At 47.0% G+C, this 17,660-nt stretch carries 13 protein-coding genes; 5 read left to right on the forward strand and 8 right to left on the reverse strand.

The window, feature by feature from the left end:
• The first annotated feature begins 223 nt into the window (after positions 1-223).
• The 3 genes from QUF19_RS19670 (at position 224) to QUF19_RS19680 (ending at position 6,637) form a co-directional block, all read left to right on the forward strand.
• Complete coding sequence (locus QUF19_RS19670; RefSeq protein WP_171307385.1) at positions 224-1,918, forward strand: L-lactate permease; 1,695 nt, start codon at positions 224-226, stop codon at positions 1,916-1,918.
• Positions 1,919-2,200: 282 nt separating this feature from the next.
• Positions 2,201-3,340 carry an FMN-dependent L-lactate dehydrogenase LldD gene (gene lldD, locus QUF19_RS19675; protein WP_010432610.1) on the forward strand — a complete coding sequence of 380 codons (1,140 nt, stop codon included), beginning with the start codon at positions 2,201-2,203 and terminating at the stop codon, positions 3,338-3,340.
• A 441-nt stretch (positions 3,341-3,781) separates the two neighbouring features.
• Positions 3,782-6,637 carry an FAD-binding and (Fe-S)-binding domain-containing protein gene (locus QUF19_RS19680; RefSeq protein ID WP_286302506.1) on the forward strand — a complete coding sequence of 952 codons (2,856 nt, stop codon included), beginning with the start codon at positions 3,782-3,784 and terminating at the stop codon, positions 6,635-6,637.
• 128 nt (positions 6,638-6,765) lie between these two features.
• Here the strand turns inward: QUF19_RS19680 and QUF19_RS19685 are convergent, their stop codons facing one another.
• The 7 genes from QUF19_RS19685 to QUF19_RS19715 all read right to left on the reverse strand — a co-directional run bounded on the left by QUF19_RS19685 (position 6,766) and on the right by QUF19_RS19715 (position 14,681).
• On the reverse strand, positions 6,766-7,008 hold the full coding sequence (locus tag QUF19_RS19685; protein ID WP_286302508.1) for a hypothetical protein: 243 nt from the start codon (positions 7,006-7,008) through the stop codon (positions 6,766-6,768).
• A 152-nt stretch (positions 7,009-7,160) separates the two neighbouring features.
• The gene (locus QUF19_RS19690; RefSeq protein WP_286302510.1) at positions 7,161-8,897 is read right to left on the reverse strand and encodes an ABC transporter permease subunit; all 1,737 of its coding nucleotides are present in this window, start codon (positions 8,895-8,897) and stop codon (positions 7,161-7,163) included.
• Positions 8,898-8,901: 4 nt separating this feature from the next.
• Positions 8,902-10,413 (reverse strand): ABC transporter substrate-binding protein, encoded by a 1,512-nt coding sequence (locus tag QUF19_RS19695; RefSeq protein WP_286302512.1) that lies wholly within the window; start codon positions 10,411-10,413, stop codon positions 8,902-8,904.
• A gap of 47 nt (positions 10,414-10,460) precedes the next feature.
• The gene (locus QUF19_RS19700; protein WP_286302514.1) at positions 10,461-11,312 is read right to left on the reverse strand and encodes an ABC transporter ATP-binding protein; all 852 of its coding nucleotides are present in this window, start codon (positions 11,310-11,312) and stop codon (positions 10,461-10,463) included.
• Positions 11,309-12,067 carry an ATP-binding cassette domain-containing protein gene (locus QUF19_RS19705; RefSeq protein WP_286302516.1) on the reverse strand — a complete coding sequence of 253 codons (759 nt, stop codon included), beginning with the start codon at positions 12,065-12,067 and terminating at the stop codon, positions 11,309-11,311. The genes QUF19_RS19700 and QUF19_RS19705 overlap by 4 nt, the downstream gene beginning before the upstream one ends.
• A 201-nt stretch (positions 12,068-12,268) precedes the next feature.
• The gene (locus QUF19_RS19710) at positions 12,269-13,603 is read right to left on the reverse strand and encodes an MATE family efflux transporter (RefSeq protein ID WP_286302518.1); all 1,335 of its coding nucleotides are present in this window, start codon (positions 13,601-13,603) and stop codon (positions 12,269-12,271) included.
• Positions 13,604-13,811: 208 nt separating this feature from the next.
• The gene (locus tag QUF19_RS19715; RefSeq protein WP_286302520.1) at positions 13,812-14,681 is read right to left on the reverse strand and encodes an AraC family transcriptional regulator; all 870 of its coding nucleotides are present in this window, start codon (positions 14,679-14,681) and stop codon (positions 13,812-13,814) included.
• A gap of 114 nt (positions 14,682-14,795) precedes the next feature.
• Here QUF19_RS19715 and QUF19_RS19720 point away from each other — a divergent pair, with 114 nt between their 5' ends.
• Complete coding sequence (locus QUF19_RS19720; RefSeq protein WP_286302523.1) at positions 14,796-15,944, forward strand: aminotransferase-like domain-containing protein; 1,149 nt, start codon at positions 14,796-14,798, stop codon at positions 15,942-15,944.
• Positions 15,945-16,167: 223 nt separating this feature from the next.
• Positions 16,168-16,683 (forward strand): hypothetical protein, encoded by a 516-nt coding sequence (locus QUF19_RS19725; RefSeq protein ID WP_286302525.1) that lies wholly within the window; start codon positions 16,168-16,170, stop codon positions 16,681-16,683.
• A gap of 44 nt (positions 16,684-16,727) precedes the next feature.
• On the opposite strand, the gene QUF19_RS19730 is transcribed toward QUF19_RS19725, so the two are convergent.
• Complete coding sequence (locus QUF19_RS19730; RefSeq protein ID WP_286302526.1) at positions 16,728-17,651, reverse strand: LysR family transcriptional regulator; 924 nt, start codon at positions 17,649-17,651, stop codon at positions 16,728-16,730.
• Positions 17,652-17,660 lie beyond the last annotated feature (9 nt).

Consider the following 17,660-nt stretch of genomic DNA (forward strand, 5'->3'; position numbering starts at 1 on the left):
AATTTTGGAATTAATTATTTTCATTATTTCCCTATATCAATAAAAAATAAAGGGGTAAATTCACGCCAAATTAACAAAACAATTACAAAAACAGTCATTCCAATTACAAGAGTCGCCCAAATAAGGTATCCGTTTAGAGGCCAGAGCGATTCAAATGACGACAAACCATAACGTGATCTTTACTTCAAACATGAACGTTTGAAAACAGTACGAGGAAGTACCCATGAGTGAAACTCTACTAGCTTTATTGGCCTTTTCGCCAATAGTTGTTGCAGCGATTCTGCTGGTTGGCCTTAACTGGCCAGCGAAAAAAGCGATGCCAGTGGCATTTGCATTAACCGTTGCTATTGCCCTATTTGCTTGGGATATGTCTGGCACTCGCGTGTTAGCTTCTGTATTCCAAGGCTTCGGCATTACCGTATCGGTTCTCTGGATTGTGTTTGGCGCCATCTTCTTATTAAACACTTTGAAACACACCGGAGCTATCACCACAATCCGTAACGGCTTCACTGACATCTCAGCAGACCGTCGTGTACAAGCGATCATCATCGCTTGGTGTTTTGGTTCATTCATTGAAGGTGCATCTGGCTTCGGCACACCCGCTGCAATCGCCGCTCCATTGTTGGTTGCCATAGGCTTCCCTGCATTAGCTGCGGTACTGATGGGCATGATGATTCAATCTACGCCGGTATCGTTCGGCGCAGTTGGTACGCCTATCATTGTTGGCGTAAACAAAGGTTTGGATACGCACAACATTGGTGAAAGCCTGATTGCCAATGGTTCAACATGGGATGCTTACCTACAACAGATCACATCAAGTGTTGCGATCATCCACGCCTGCGTTGGTGTGATGATTCCTGTATTGATGGCGATGATGCTGACTCGCTTCTTCGGTAAGAACAAAAGCTGGACTGAAGGTCTTGATATCCTGCCATTCGCACTGTTCGCAGGTGCTGCTTTCACTATTCCTTACGCGCTAACGGGTGTTTTCCTAGGTGCTGAGTTCCCATCACTGATTGGTGGTTTGGTTGGCCTTGCGATTGTTGTAACAGCAGCAAAACGCGGCTTCCTAGTACCTAAATCAAAATGGGACTTTGAAAGCGAAGACAAGTGGCCAGCAGAATGGCTAGGTTCTTTGAAGATCGATCTTGATGACACTAAGCAAGGTCATAAGAAAATGAGCATGGCGATGGCATGGGCACCTTACGTGCTGCTCGCTGTCACTCTAGTTGCTAGCCGTGTGAGCCCTGAGTTCAAAGGCCTACTTAAGAGCGTTAGCCTTTCTTTCAGCAACATCCTTGGCGAGACCGGCGTAAGCACAGCAATTCAACCTCTGTATCTACCTGGTGGTATCTTGGTATTCGTCGCACTGGTTGCGGTTCTAATGCAATCACGCAGCGCAGCTCCACTATCTAAAGCGTTTGGGGAATCGAGCAAGACTCTGATTGGCGCAGGCTTTGTACTGGTGTTCACCATCCCAATGGTTCGTATCTTCATTAACTCTGGTGTTAACGGGGCTGATTTAGCAAGTATGCCAGTAACCACTGCAAACTTTGCAGCTGACCTAGTCGGCGGCGCATTCCCAGCGTTAAGTGCAACAGTTGGTGCGTTAGGTGCCTTCATTGCAGGCTCTAACACCGTTTCAAACATGATGTTCAGCCAATTCCAATTCGAAGTAGCACAAACACTGTCTATCTCTAGTGCTGTGGTTGTTGCTCTGCAAGCCGTTGGTGCTGCAGCAGGTAACATGATTGCGATTCACAATGTGGTAGCCGCATCGGCGACCGTAGGCTTGTTAGGACGCGAAGGCGCAACACTGCGTAAGACAATCATCCCAACGTTCTACTACTTGGTGATGACAGGAATCATCGGCCTAGTAGTTATCTACGGCTTCAAAATGACAGACGCACTTATGTAAACCATAAGTCGTTACAAAAGCACTTGGCGTTAATACTCAATTCCCCGACTGCAACACCGTCTAATAAGACAGTTGATGAGTTTCGGAATGGATACTAAAACACATCAACACCCTCGGGTATTAACGCCATTTTATTGCTTATCTGTTTCACTGTTTATTTGCTTCATAGATTAGTTGCTTCACCGTTTAAGAAAGAACAAACGCTTACTTTTTCAAGAATTAAAGCAGCCCAAGCCAAGCTCTCATAGAAGGGCAACATCCCAAGAATTTAGGACTGAAATTATGATCATATCCGCATCGACTGATTACCGCGCCGCAGCAAAAGCAAAATTGCCACCGTTTCTTTTTCACTACATTGACGGCGGTTCTTACGGAGAACATACCCTACGCCGCAACACGGCCGATCTTGCAGAGATCGCACTCAAGCAGCGTGTACTTAATGACATGTCGGACCTAAATTTGGAAACCGAATTGTTTGGCGAAAAGCTGGCGATGCCGATTGCCTTAGCGCCAGTTGGCCTAACAGGCATGTACGCACGACGTGGCGAAGTACAAGCGGCTAAAGCCGCAGACAACAAAGGCATCCCTTTTACGATGTCGACGGTGTCAGTTTGCCCAATTGAAGAAGTCGCACCTAAGATTGAGCGCCCAATGTGGTTCCAACTTTACGTGCTAAAAGATCGTGGCTTCATGAAGAACGTATTGGAACGTGCAAAAGCGGCTGGCGTCACAACACTGGTCTTTACGGTAGACATGCCTGTACCCGGCGCTCGTTACCGTGACATGCACTCAGGAATGAGCGGTCCAAATGCAGCAATACGTCGTGTATTTCAATCTATGCGTCATCCTAGCTGGGCAGTTGATGTTGGCTTATTAGGCAAACCACACGATCTTGGCAATATCTCTACTTACCGCGGCTCGCCAACCAAACTGGAAGACTACATCGGTTGGTTGGGTGACAACTTCGACCCGTCGATTTCATGGAAAGACCTAGAGTGGATCCGTGACTTCTGGGATGGCCCAATGGTCATCAAAGGCATTCTTGATGAAGAAGATGCAAAAGACGCAGTGAGATTTGGTGCAGACGGTATCGTAGTTTCAAACCACGGTGGTCGTCAGCTAGATGGTGTTTTATCAAGTGCAAAAGCACTGCCTGCAATTGCAGATGCAGTAAAAGGCGACACTAAGATTCTGGTCGACTCTGGTATTCGTACTGGCTTAGATGTAGTACGCATGATGGCAATGGGCGCAGACTGCACCTTGCTTGGCCGCTCATTCGTCTACGCGTTAGCGGCGCAAGGACAAGCAGGCGTTGAGAATCTACTCGACCTGTATGACAAAGAGATGCGCGTTGCGATGACTCTAACTGGCGCTAAGACAATCAAAGACTTAACTCGTGAATCTCTGGTAGGGCTAGATTAATCGCTACGACTCAGGTTCAGATTCGGACTAACGCTTTGGTCTACTTAGACTGAAGTTCAATCGGTGTCACAGCAATTCCACTGCCGTTGTGACACCGTTTAAGCACTGGAAAATAAAATAAAAAGCTAGGGCGTGTTGATCTTTCGAGCTGATTTTTGCAGCGAGTTGCTGGGTATTTATACAAGGCAGAGGCGTCGATGTGTAGCTAGCCTACATAAGAAGCCGATAACGTAGTAGAAATGGCCAGCAAACGCTGCCCGAAGGGTTCAGCTAAAAGCGTTTTACTCTTTGTTGAGGGGGATTTGCTTAGAGTGACTAGGCTACTTCCCCCTCGCCGCGATTAAAACGCTTTTGACTAGGCGCCCCCATTCGAACAAAATTTAATCACGAAAGGTCAACACGCCCTGAACAGTGCCAAATAAGAAGCACAAGGAAGCAAAGATGGAGACAAACACATCCCATGAGCGAGTAATAGACGCACAAGCTTATCAGCAGCTTGAAGCGATACTGGCTCAAAAAATAGAAACGGAACGCATTGTCACTCAAGAGGCAAAGCGCTTGGCTTACGGCACCGATGCGAGTTTTTATCGCTTGGTGCCGAAAATGGTTCTAAGGCTTAAGAACTTAGACGAAGTCATATTCACCATTCAAAGCTGTCGCGAACTGGGCATTCATTTTACCTTTCGCGCCGCTGGCACTAGCCTTTCAGGGCAAGCCGTTTCAGACTCGGTACTCATCACTCTAACCGACGACTGGCGTGGACACGAGATCGTCGATAACGGCAATCAAATCATCCTGCAACCCGGTGTGATTGGTGCCGATGCCAACAAATACCTCGCCCCTTTCCAACGTAAAATCGGCCCAGATCCGGCCTCAATCAATACTTGTAAGATCGGTGGTATCGCGGCGAATAACGCCAGCGGCATGTGTTGTGGTACTGCACAAAACTCTTATCGCACCGTCGAGAGCATGAAAATCGTATTGAGTGATGGTTCCCTACTTGATACAGCAGATAACGCCAGCGTTGAGGCTTTCAAGCAATCACACAAAGCGCTGTTTGAAGGTATTGTTGATTTACACAGACAGACTAGCTCGAATCAAGAGCTGGCAGACAGAATCCGCCATAAGTACCGCCTCAAAAATACCACTGGCTACGCGCTTAATGCATTGGTCGATTACCACGACCCAATTGAGATCATCAAACACCTGATGATTGGCTCTGAAGGTACACTAGGCTTCATCGCAGAGATCACCTACAACACGGTGATCGAACACCCAAACAAAGCTTCGGCGCTGTTGGTGTTTGCCGACATCGAACAAGCAAGCAAAGCCGTGACTACGCTATCAAAAACACCGGTTGCTGCGGTTGAATTGATGGATGGCAGAGCACTGCGTTCAGTGGCTGATAAACCGGGTATGCCTGCATTTATGCCAAGCTTGGATTTAGAAGCTGCGGCTATTTTGGTTGAATCACACGCCAGCTCCCAGCAGGACTTAGATTTACAATGTAAATCAATTTTGGACGCATTAACTGAATACACGATTGTTGAATCGGTTCCTTTCACTTCCGATCCAAAGACAGTCGCGACCCTATGGGGCATCCGAAAAGGCATGTTCCCTGCCGTTGGAGCCGTTCGTGAAGTCGGTACGACCGTTATCATTGAAGACGTGGCGTTCCCTGTCGAAAACCTAGCTAATGGTATTCGAGAGCTGCAAGAGTTGTTCGATAAATACGAATACAGTGAAGCGATCATTTTTGGTCACGCCCTCGAAGGCAACCTGCACTTTGTATTTACTCAAGGCTTCGACAGCCAAACAGAAATCGATCGCTACGGCGGTTTCATGGACGACGTTGCCGAACTGGTTGCGGTGAAATACCAAGGTTCTCTGAAAGCAGAGCATGGTACTGGCCGCAACATGGCGCCTTATGTGGAGTTGGAATGGGGAAAAGATGGCTACGCCTTGATGCAACAGATCAAAGCGCTGTTTGACCCAGAAAGACTGCTCAACCCCGGCGTTATTATTAACGACAATCCGAATTCACACATAACAAACCTGAAGCCAATGCCTGCTGCCGATGACCTTGTCGACCGCTGCATTGAGTGTGGCTTCTGTGAGCCTGTTTGTCCGTCTCGCACTTTAACCCTATCGCCACGTCAACGCATTGTTCTCTACCGAGAACTGCAACGCCGCCGAGCTGCGGGTGAAGAAATAGAAGCAAGCGAACTAGAGAAAACCTTCGAATACCAAGGCATAGATACCTGCGCTGCAACTGGCCTGTGTGCCGAGCGTTGCCCTGTGGGTATCAACACTGGTGACTTGATTAAGAAGCTTCGTATTGCCAAGTACGAGAAATTTACGCCAATCGCAAAGTGGACAGCGGATCATTTCTCGACCACTACAAAACTCACCAAGGCTGGCCTCAAAACCAATCAAGTGGCGAGCAAAGTATTAGGCGCAAACACAGTCGGCAAGCTAACCAACGGCCTGCGCTCGATGACGAAAGGCGCGACACCCGTTTGGATGCCAGAAATGCCACAGTCCAACAGTCACTCACTAACAGCTTCACCAGTGACGGCAGAAAACTCAAGTAATCATAAGAAGGTGGTTTACCTGCCTTCGTGTGCGAGTCGAACTATGGGACAACAAAGCGATGCGGGCGATCAACGCCCTCTGACTGAAGTGACCATGTCTTTACTCAACAAGGCAGGATTCGAGGTTATTCTTCCGAAGAAATTAGATGACCAATGTTGTGGTATGCCTTACGACAGTAAAGGCATGACCGACTTAGCTCAATCGAAAGCACAACAGCTCGAAGAAGTGTTGTGGCAAGCGAGTCGTCAGGGTGAATACCCAGTTTTGATGGACACAAGCCCATGTGCTAAACGCAGTATTGAACAATTCACCAAACCGTTAGAGGTATTAGAGCCGACAGGGTTTGTGAATCAATATTTGCTTGAACATCTGACGCTTGAGCCGCTACAAGAAACCGTGATGCTGCATGTCACTTGTAGCTCTCGTCGAATGGGCTTAGAAGGTGCAATGTTAAACCTTGCTAAAGCCTGTACCGAAGAGGTCATCGTTCCTGAACATATTCAGTGTTGTGGTTGGGCGGGTGATAAAGGTTTTACTACGCCAGAGCTAAACGAGGCTGCGGTACACCCACTAAAAGAGCAAGTACCAAGCAACTGCACTCGTGGATTTAGCAACAGCCGAACCTGTGAGATCGGTTTATCACACCACAGCGGCATTCCGTATCAGTCAATCTTGTACTTGGTTGACGAAGTGGCGCAATAGCCCCAATTTCACTACTTAAGGTGTCGAGCAAATAGCTTAAACCTAAAACGAAAAATGGCAGCCCAATCAGGCTGCCATTTCTTTATTCGATTTAAACGTTACTTAGCTAGTTGTTACTGAGCTGACAGTTATAGAGATAAGCTCATCAACTCTTCTGGTGAGTAGTGTTCTGCTTCTGCACCTTTGGCGATTAAGTCGATCACTTTGAATTCGCTCATGTCACCAAACTCTTTAGTTAAGTAGTCACGAAACGCTTTCTCGTTCGGCCATTTACCTCGCACGATATAGCCCTCTTCTTTGTCAAAATCTTCTGTTTCAAAGAATGAAAAATCGGTCATACCAATATTGTGGCAATACAAAACAAGATACATGTTGAATCCTTAACACTTAACTAGGGTCGGTTTAGCTTTTGAGCCGATCAAAAAATTTCTCTACAAAGCAGGGCTAAGGTTACAACATAAATGCTAAATCGAGTACCCAATCGAATAGCACGTCGAAAACTTAAGCTGCCTGTTCTTTTTCGTTAGTCATCAAACATCATGTTAATGGCCGCGCCTAACAGAATCAGCCCAATGATTGGCCCCATTACTGCCAATGGTGCGCGCTCGATGTAAGGCAGATTCTCTGCAATCATCAAACCCCACTCAGGTTCAGGTGGCTTAGCCCCTAAACCGATGAAGCTCAGTGAGGTCAGGCTCAATGTAATCACCGGCAGCCTCAACATCGCGTGTCTTAGTAGCGGTGGCAATACGTAAGGCAGCAGATAGAAACGGAAGATTCTAAGCTTGCTCGTTCCCCACAACGGTGCGAGATGAGTATAAGGCTGAGCCTTCGCTTCCACTATCAAGCTTGAGCAATGCGCCGCTAATGGCGCCCAAGATACCAATACAATCGCGATTAATGCGCTGTTCGGGTTCATGCCCGTTAAGCCAGCAACCAACAGGCCTGCAATGATGTAAGGGATACCCTTAGTTATCTCGATAAGGCCTTGGCTAAAACGAGTGTTGAAGCCCATGATAATGCCTGTCACCAAGCTCAAGAACGTTGCCAGAATACCAGCTTGGAAGGTCGAAACCATACCTGAACCGATTCTCGCTAACAGATCTCGGCCAATACCATCCGCACCCAATGGCGCTTGCCAACTTGGATCGGCTAAACGAGCAAATTGACTGGTGTATGGGTCTCGAAATGCCGCCCAAACCACAATCGCAAACAGGAATGAGAATATTGAGAAGGCAACAGCACGCTTGGTGCGGCTTTGCGTAAAGCGAAACGAAGAGTGACTACTAATCAGCTTACCGCTTTTCAGGCTGTGACCAAGAATCAGCTGCTGAACAAACAAGCTCATGCTGCTCACGGCAATTGAAAACAGCAGCAATACCAACAGGCCGCCTTGCAGCATCGGCAAGTCTTGCGCCTTCGCAGCACCAAGTATCATGCGCCCGATACCCGGAATCGAGAAGATAAGCTCAACCGCAACCGCGCCACCGGTTAAACCAATCACGATCATCGCAATTTGCGGGATCAGACTGCTCAGCGCTCTTTTCAGCGCAAAGCGAATAATTTGATTGGAGTGAACGTTGGCACTGAGCCAAGTGATCACCCAAGGTTCATTAAGAACGCGTTGTAAACTGTCTCTGAGTAGACGACTAAACAGACCGCTAGCAGGCAGTGCGAGCGCCAAACTCGGTAGCCAAATATCTTGCCAGCCTTGCCAACCATACGGTGGTAGCCAACCTAACCAGATTGAGAATACCAGTATTAATACCGAGGCCACCACGTACTCTGGCAACGATATTAATACGGTGCTTAAACTGCTGTAACTCTGCCCTAATTTGCCCTTCTTCCAACTGCGTAAAGTAGCAAGTAAGCCTGCACCGCACAGTACGAAAGTCATCACAAGCGCGCTAGACATCAAAAACAGAGATGTAGACGCTGTTTTTTGAATGCCTAATGCAACCGAAGAGCCGTCAATCCAGGATTTACCTAGGTCTCCCGAAAAGGCACTTCCTACCCAGTCGATCAGGCGCTCGCTTGCCGAACGGTCAAGCTGAAGATCAGCACCTACCGCCGCTAAAGCTTCAGGCGTAAGCAGGTGTTGTTGCCCCGCTCTCGCACGCAGGATGGATTGGCTTGGGTCGATGCCTGCAATGTCAGGCATCAAGCCAACAAGAATCACCACCACGATCAGTGAGGCGATTCTTGATAGCCAAGGCGTCAAGATAAATAAGGTTCGACGCAGAGTCTCAGCAGATAGCATTTATTTAGTTAACCTGTGTTGCCGCGTTAACTTGTGTCGTTTGATCAACCAAGCGACGTTCACTTGGGTCACGAACTACATTGCTTACACGCTCGCTCTCACCTTGAATCACACGTTCGTGAAGCAGTGGAATAGCAGCGAAGTCGTTCAGGATTTTTTGCTCAGCTTCGATGATCGCTTGCTGACGCAGTGCACCTAATGGTTGCAGATCAGCGTGAGTCAGTGCTTGGTCTACTTCTTGAGAACAGAATTGACCAAGGTTGAATGAACCCTTACAGCCAAAGTCACTCATCATGTAAGCCACTGGGTCACCCGAATCTAGAACGGTTGCACGAGAAAGAATGAACGCATCAAACTTACCTGATAGCGCATCGTTTTCGATCTGAGCGTATTCACGGATATCCAGCTCAACTTTGAAACCAGCCGCTTCAAGTTGCTGTTTAAGTAGTGCTGCCACTTCTGGAAGCTCAGCACGGTCGGTAAAGGTACCGATAACAATGCTTTCACCGTTTGCTTTTAGCGTTTTGTCGATTGCTTGACCTTCAGGTCGAATCGGCTCAGCCCAAGCAAGTGCTGGACCTAGTAGGCCTTGCGCGATGTCCGCGTGGTTTTCATAAACGGTATTCACGATTTGCTCACGGTCTACTGCAGCCGCCGCTACTTTACGTAGTTCAATATCGCTAAATACGCCTGACTTATTGTTCAGGTAAAGCGTGTTGGTACGAGGCATTGCTACTTCGTAAAGCAGGTTCGAATCAATGGTCGCGATTTGTGAAACTGGCACAGCTTCAACAATGTCAGCCGTACCTGTTCTTAGAGCTGCAGCACGAGCAAAGCCATTAGGAACGTATTCTGCAATTACAGATTCAACTTGCGCTTTTTCACCCCAGTAACCATCAAAACGTTTTAGTTTCGCGCTGGTTGTACCGTTAATTTCAGTCAATTCAAACGGACCAGTACCTGCGCCAATTGGGCTAACACGGCCATCTTCTTGGTACGCGCTTGCTGCTAGGATCGCTAATTGAGGGCTTGATAAACGGCTTGGTAGAAGAGGGTCATCAAAGCTGGTTTTGATCTCTACACGGTAGTTGTCCATTGCTCTCACTTCTAGCTCTACGCCATCTAGGATGCGTGGCTTAGGTGCCGCTTCCAGCGCTTTCTGTAGTGAGTTAACAACAGACTCTGCTGTTAATGTCGAGCCATCGTGGAATTTAACACCTTGGCGAACCGTGAATTGCCAAGTCAGTGGATCAACGTGTTTCCAATCCGTTGCCAGCATTGGCTCAGCTTCTGAAGTTGGGCTTAGGTTAACTAGCGTTTCAGCCGTGCTCCAACGCGATAGTTTGAACGCGTCATCAGAAAGTGGCGATAGGCCCGTTCTTGGTGGCTGCATCATCGCAACACGAATTTCAGATTTGACCGAAGCTTCGCTCGACTCTGGTTGAGAGTCAAAACAGCCCGTCAAAGGCAGAGCCAGCGCTAGAGCGCAAGCCAGTTTGATTGAATTAAAACGCATAGTTATTGTTCTCTGTAAGCTGTATTTCGTAATTAATAAGGTTGTGTTTAACAAGTAGATTTCGAAAGAGGCTGAGATTCGATCAGCATCTGAGTCGCTGGATGAGCAGGTTCGCTCATCACTTGAAGTGTCGGTCCATGCTCCACCATCTCGCCATGGTCAAGAACCAGAATTTCTTCACAAAGTGCTTTTGCTGCGCCGAGATCGTGTGTCACCAAAACGATGCGCATGTCGCGCTTTTTTTTCAGTGAATTGAGTAAATCTAACAGCCTTTGACGATTCACAGGGTCAAGACTGGCAGTCGGTTCATCGGCCACCAACACTGCGGGTCTAACGACAAGCGCCCGAGCAATAGCCACACGTTGAGCTTGGCCTGTAGAAAGCTGATTGGGTTTTAGTGATAGCAAAGTGGCAGGTAAGCCAACGTCCAACAGCGTCTCTTCAATGATGCTTTCATGACTACCAGAAACATCTAGGTTACTTAGCGGCTCGGCTAAGATCTGTCGAACGGTGTAGTAAGGGTTAAGACTCGTGTGTGGTTCTTGTGGCACCAATTGGATCAAACGACACACAGCTGCTTGCGCTTTGCTATTGCGAATAGGCAGCGAATGACCAAACAAGCTGATGCTACCGAGAGTTGGCGCTTTCAAACCAAACAGCAGTTCAATCAGCGTAGATTTACCGGCACCAGAACGTCCAACAATAGCCAGGCTTTTGTCTTCAACATTGAGGTCGATGTTCTGTAGCGCTTTGAACGCCTTACCACCCAACCAACTCGGCACTGAGTAATAATGAACCCCGACATTCTCAAACTTAATCTCAATCGGTGTTTGTGTTTCTGAATCAATCACAGGCATTGACGGTGAGACTTCTGAATTTAGTGATAAGGTCGAGCTCATTCGATTAGGTCTCTCAATGAACAGCAGAAAGCGTGAGAGCTCGATTCAAGCGCGTGTTTCGGTGCACCATAAGCCACCACACCGCCATCATCGATCACCAATAACTTGTCACACGCTAAGGCACTGTGCAGGTCATGGGTAATAAGCAAACCACCAATTTGGCGTTGCTTAACATTGTCGCGAATCAGCTTAAGTATCTCTTGCTCTGTTACCGGATCTAACGCACTGGTTGGTTCATCTGCAATGATGATATCGGCGTTACTCAACAAGCCAATCGCAATACACACTCGTTGACGTTGTCCTCCGGAGATTTGGCTCGGATACAACGGCAAGATGGTTTCTGGATTTGGGAAACCGAGTTGTACTAGCAATTCGGTGAGCTTGAGTTTGTCTTGCGATTTAAGCTTAGTGCGAGTGCCCGTGAATGCCAGACTGAGTTGGCCTTCAATGGAAACGAGAGGGTTCAATGCTTGAAGGGCGTCTTGGAAGATAACCGCCGGTCGTTGTGCTGCGGTTCTTTGCAACATAGGCAAACCACACACCGCTTCACCAGACAGGGAAATATAACCTTCAACCTCCACTGTTTCTGGCATAAAGCCCGCAATCGCACGTGAAAGCATCGACTTACCAATGCCTGAAGGGCCCATGATCGCCAACAGCTCACCTCGATACACATCGAAGTGGATATCTTGGAAAAGTGTTCTCGAAGAGGTTTTGATCGTTAATCGGTCAACAGACAAAAGTGGGGCGTTCACGCAGGTACTCATAGATGGATGTTATAACATAACAACTCTATCATTTAGCCGACATGATGAAAAGAGAACATTGAACCGTATCGCATTTTATTTGCTATTTAATTGACCGATTATCATTAGTCATTAGATACAAAAAAGCGCCCTCTAAATTTATCGTATAACGATAGTCAGGCGCTTTCATAATGAATCAATACGAATTCGCTAGTGATTAGGCACCGATGCACCTTCTATTGGAAGGCACTTCTGTTTAATCTGAGAAATGAACGGATATAGGAATGCAATACGCCCAAGATAGAACAAGGTAAACGCCAACCACAGACCATGATTGCCCCAAATATCGATGGTGAACGCCTGTACCGCTAAGAATACCAACAAAGTCGCGATGCTAGAATCTCGAACCGGACGTGTGGTTCCTGTTCCAGTAAAGATACCGTAAACCGTCAAGCCAAAGCCTGCCACCAGCGGGAACACAATCAGCCACGGAGCCATATCTTGGTATAGAGCAACAAGCGTTGGAATATCGGTAAACAAGAAAACAATGCTGTCTTTAAATACCAAGGTCAATAGCGTTAGCGCAGCAATAAAACCGGCCGTCCACTGGAAGTTGAGCCTTACCACACGGTCAAGCATTGAAGGATTTTTCTGGCCGACAGCTTTGCCAGCAAACACACTTGATGCGTTAGCAATGCCATCAAACATGTAACTAACAATAAAAGTCACTTGCATCAAGATTGCGTTAGCAGCCAGAACATCAGTCCCCAGCTTTGAGCCTGTACGCGCCATCATGTTGAAGAACACTAAGATACATATCGTGCGTAACAGCAGGTCAGTATTCGATGAGATGATTGTCGAAAGGTCTTTCTTGGTCATCTTCGAGCCTTGCAGGAACTCAGAGATCGAGATGTTGCTGGTCTTCATCACCAGCGTCATACCAATCGCAAAGGTGGTGATTTGTGCAATCAAACTTGCGTAAGCAACACCAGCCACACCCAAGTCGAAATAGAGCACGAATACCGCATCTAAAACAATGTTCAACACATTACCAAACACTTGTGTGTAAAGGACTTCTTTGGCTTTCGCCTGTCCCATTAACCAACCAATAATGGTGTAGTTGAGCAGAACAAAAGGTGCGCCATAAATCAAAACACTAAAATAGATGTGCGCGTGCTCGGCCACGTTCGCTTCAGGCTCTATCACCCACATTGCACCTTGCCAGATGAGCGGTTGTATCAAGATAAAGATCAAACCCACCAAGCCAGACAACACAAATGGACGCATCAAACTGCCCGCTAACTCAGAGCGTTGACCTCTACCCAATGCCATCGCACTTTGCCCTGTCGTACTGACACGGAAAAAGCCAAACAACCAATACATGGTGTTCATAATGATGGTGCCGATCGCTACGCCACCGATCAGTTCAGCGATGCCAAGCTGACCAATCACGGCGGTATCCACGGCGCCAAGCAGAGGCTGAGTCACCGTTGAGATGATGAAAGGGAAAGCGATTTTCAGATAATCTTTGTGGGTAATGGTCATATTCTAACGAGTGATATTAAGAACTATTTGCAATTAGAAAGGGATGCTATCGTTTAATCCGTACGTTGTCATCATCTACTGGGGTAAATTATCAACAAAGCGCTTTTCTCTTAATTCATCTACATAGAAATGCCTGTTGTCATTGGCAGTGCTAATTCGTCTCAACAAAAGAGCAATGTCTGGTTCAACAAAACAGCACAACCATCAATTAGTAAAAACTCACGGGAAGGTAGAAATCGAGTTCGAACACTTCATCGATGTTGAGAAAGTGATTCTGATGATAATGCACATAAGCGGGTGTTGAACGCTGCTTGAAACCCGAAGTAGGTAACCACTTTTCTAAAACCATACTGATCTGTGGTAGCAACTCACCATAGCGACCATTGAGTCGAAACACAGCATGTAAACCGCCCGGAATCACCATCTGGTTCACGACACTGCGGTACTTAATCGGCTCATCAATCGCGATACACGCCACATAGCGGCACTGGTCCATTTCTACCCAAGCAGGGTTTGAGTGATGCAAACCAAACTGACTCGAAAAGTCGCGCTGTTCTGAGTTCGCCCACGCTTTCAATATCAGCCACGCGTTACGAATGGAGCGGTTATAACCCGTATGTCGGACATAAGCCGCCATGCGCTCAGGTGTTTCAACGATCTTAGGTTCGGGTAACACTCGTTGCGCCACGTTCAAATAGCCCGCCGCGACTTCGGGATCTTTCAAGTAGGGTTTTTCTGCTATTTGTAAATCATGTTTACGCCATTCGCCCGGCGACATGCTAAAGGTCGCTTTGAATGCTCGGCTGAAAGATGACACCGAACTAAAACCACACTTACTGGCAATTTCCACCACTGATGACGTGGTATCGAACATCAATTGGTTGGCCGCATACTCCATTCGAGTGCGTCGAATGTACTGATGTAACGACTCCCCAACCACGCTTTTAAAGGTGCGATGGAAGTGTTGCTCTGAATAAGCCGCGATCTCGGAGAGCGCTTTTGCCGACAAAGGCTGGCTGATGTCTTGGTGAATATGGAACAGAACATCATTGATTCGGGATATGTGTTGTCGTGACATTTTTCAAATAGCATAAATGGACATGTTTATGAGCATAAACGGACACGCTTGTTTTTACAATTGCCGTGTAATATCAAGCGATAGAATAAAAACGAAAACGACGAGACACAACACATGGAAATCGCACAGTCATTACAACAGATTCAATCTTCATACATTCGAGAGATCCTCGCAGCCGCAAGCGATCCAAATGTCATCTCATTGGCCGGTGGTTTACCGGACGAGAAAACATTCCCTATCGATTTAATGAAGCCAACGCTAGAAAACCTAGCGAACATGCCTGAAGTTTTCCAATACGGTTCGACTGCGGGTTACGGCCCGTTGCTTGAGCACCTTACGCAAAGCTACCAATTGCCAGAGACTCACACAGCAATGATCTGTACTGGTTCTCAGCAAGGTTTGGATTTGATTGCACGTGCGTATGTTGATCCGAATGATGTGGTTGTGATGGAAGCGCCAAGCTACCTAGGTGCGATGCAGGTGTTTGGTTTGGTTCAAGCGAACATTGTGACTGTGTCTCAAACAGAATTTGGCCCGAACCTAGATGAACTAGAAACGTGCTTTGCACAGCAATCGCCAAAAATGTTCTATGCCGTGCCAGATTTTCACAACCCAACGGGCGTGTGCTGGACAGCAGAAACTCGTCAAAAAGTGGCTGAGCTTTGTATCAAATACAACGTGGCATTCATTGAAGATGCGCCTTACCGCGAGCTGCGCTTTACCGGCACTGAACTGCCAATGGTTTCTTCGTTCTGCCCTGACAACTCTATCGTTCTTCGTTCATTCTCTAAGATTGCATCGCCAGGTTTACGCATTGGCGCAGTAACCGGCAAACGCAGCTACCTTGAGCCACTGATTAAAGTGAAGCAAGGGGCAGATTTACACTCAAGCGTACCCATGCAAGCATTGCTGGTTGGCCTTCTGAAGCATGAAGATTTCAATCTGCACATGGAAAACATTCGCACCCTGTACAAGTCTCGTTATGAAGTGCTGTTTTCAGAACTAGAAAAACAATTGCCTGCTGACTGTATATTAAAATCCGTAGATGGCGGAATGTTCATTTGGGTTGAAATTCCAGAGTGTGACACCTTTGAACTAGCTAAAACTCTACTCTCTAATGGTGTGGCGGTTGTACCAAGCCCAGTATTCTATCCAAAGGCTGATGAAGCAAAAGCTGCACTGCGCTTAAACTTCACTAACGCCAACCCAGAAGAATTAACGGAAGCGGTGAAACGCTTAGCGGAAGTACTTAACCAAGCGTAATCGCTGATTAAGTCAGACAGATTAATACCAAGGCCCTGCTGTATTTTTACAGCAGGGCCTTTTTGTTTGGCACTTTCACAGCTTAATCTTTCAATCTTTCAATCTTTCAATCTTTCAAATATGCACTCATCACGTTCAACATTGTCTATTTTTGAATGCTAACTTCCTGCATAAGATAAGCACATCAAACGACGACACCACTTATCACTGAAAGGTTATGACTATGAGTACACAACAGTTAATTCTTGAGCTTACGTTAATCGGATCGATGTTTTTAATTACCGGCTTTTTCCTATTTCGCTCGTACAACTCAAGTGATGCGCTGTCTCTGAAAGCACAAAAAATTCTGACGGGCTTGCTAGGCGCATTCCTTTTGATGGCAGGCACAGTAAAATTCTTTGACCCGTTCACCACCATGTTTGCAAAGCAGATTGCGTTGAGCGAACTGCCCTTCCCAACACTTTCTCGTTGGGCAGGTCAGTTAGGTGAAATGACGGCAGGTGTGTTGCTGTTGGTGGTTATGATTGGCGGACGCAAACTGAACACCGAATTACGTAACAAGGCGATGCTCGCTTCAACACTGCTGACTACCTCTATCATGGTGGTTGCGGTATACGTTCACCTTTTACCAAGCGTGCCTGCAGAGGTGTTGCCACTGCAATCTAAACCACCGGTAATGACGCTGATCATCCTTGGTTTAGCTTGGCTTAATGCTTATCTGTACCACAAGAACAAATAGAGCTCTCAGAATAGTTCAAACCTCAATGCCAGCTTAGTCTGGCGTTATTCGTTTCTATCTTCATTAATCGAAGCCAAAAATTCAGCAGAATTCTCAAACCTCTCAAAGATCATATCCCTAAACGCCACTACTCGGCTTGCTATCAGCTTTCTATCCGCCCACAGCATAAAGGCTTTGCCTGTTGGGCATCCTACGTCTGGCAACACCTGAACCAATTTGTCTTGCGCCGCAAAGCGCTCAAATGACGATTTCGGCATCAAGCATATACCAGCCCCCAACAAGGTCGCCTCAATATTGAGCCTTAAACTACTGATCGAGTACTTAGGTTGGTAAGGCACGCGAATGGTTTTGCCTTGCTGCTTCAAATCCCAGTAAGGCATGTTATTTCCAGACAATAAGCGATGTGAAATCAGCTCTTCAGCACAGCTCGGCATACCATGCTTTTCGATATAACTAGGAGAAGCCGCTATCACTAGTGGCGATTCAAACAGCTGACGTTGTATAAGGTGTGTGGCATGCGGAGGACTGGTCACCAAGGCTAAGTCGATCTGCTCATCAAAAAATCGCTCTGTCCCAGCACTGAAATGAATCGAGATATTCACCTCTGGGTGTATCTCCATAAACTCAATCGCGAGCTTCTGTAGAAAATAATCCGCGAACGGTTCTGGGCAAGACACACGAATCTCACCGGTTAATACTGGCTGGCTATTGGATAGCTGAGTCCACTCATGATCTAGCTGAGAGAAAAGCGAAGCAAAGCGTTGATAATACTCATCACCCGCCGTCGTCAGTTGGAATTGCTTAGCATTACGATGCACCAGCTTTTCACCCAGTTTATCTTCAAGATGAGCCACAGCCCTTGATAAGGTTGGTGCAGACACATGGGTTTGCAGGCTTGCCGCGGCAAAACCACCACACTCAACAGACTGACAAAACAGGTATAGATTGGAGATGTCTTTAGCTTTCATATATGCACG

Origin of the sequence: Vibrio sp. FE10 (genome assembly GCF_030297155.1) — a bacterium.
Classification (GTDB): Bacteria; Pseudomonadota; Gammaproteobacteria; order Enterobacterales; family Vibrionaceae; genus Vibrio; species Vibrio apostichopi.